The sequence below is a fragment of the Vibrio sp. 1069 genome (assembly GCF_033340555.1).
The window spans coordinates 1-768 of the sequence record NZ_JAWOWP010000283.1 but is presented as its reverse complement, the minus strand read 5'-3'; the positions used below and the strand labels follow the sequence as shown (position 1 = coordinate 768).

The window sequence follows — 768 nt, the reverse complement described above, 5'->3', positions numbered from 1 at the left end:
TCATTGGACAAAGCCACGTGGTTCGAGCTTTAGTCATCGGGTTATTAACGAACGGGCACATTCTTCTAGAAGGTTTGCCGGGAACGGCAAAAACACGTTCTGTAAAATCGTTGGCCAACTTGTTAAACACCAGTTTTGGTCGAATCCAGTTTACGCCAGACCTTTTGCCATCGGACGTGACGGGAACCGAGGTTTATCAAGAGTTGGATGGCAAGCCGCAACTTCATTTTCAACCAGGGCCAATTTTTAACAGCATAGTGCTTGCCGATGAGGTCAACCGTGCGCCAGCCAAAGTGCAAGCCGCAATGCTTGAAGCGATGGCAGAAAAGCAAGTCACCGCAGGTCGCCACACCTACGCGCTGCCTGAGCTATTCTTGGTCATGGCGACGCAAAACCCGATAGAACAGGAAGGTACTTACCCTCTTCCAGAAGCTCAGCTCGATCGCTTTTTGCTTCACTTAGAAGTGGATTACCCAGATGCAGAACATGAATTAGCGATCTTGCGGATCAATCGTGGTGAAGCAAAAGGTGAATGCTCTATTGAGCGCCCAAGCTTGAGTCAGCAAGACATCTTCACCGCGCGCCAAGAAGTGCTCGACATCCACATGGCAGAAGCCATTGAGCAATATATTGTGCGTTTGGTGATGGCAACACGCCAAGCAAGCGAATACGACAGTGAGTTGGATAAATGGCTAGCAATGGGTGTCAGTCCGCGTGCAACCATCGCCCTTGATCGATGCGCTCGTGCTCATGCGTGGTTAGCAGGTC

At 50.4% G+C, this 768-nt stretch carries 1 protein-coding gene; it reads left to right on the top strand.

Annotated elements, in window-relative coordinates; genetic code table 11:
• Window positions 1-2: 2 nt before the first annotated feature.
• On the top strand, window positions 3-768 hold a 766-nt coding region (locus R7040_RS26005), incomplete at its 3' end, for an AAA family ATPase (RefSeq protein WP_318097511.1).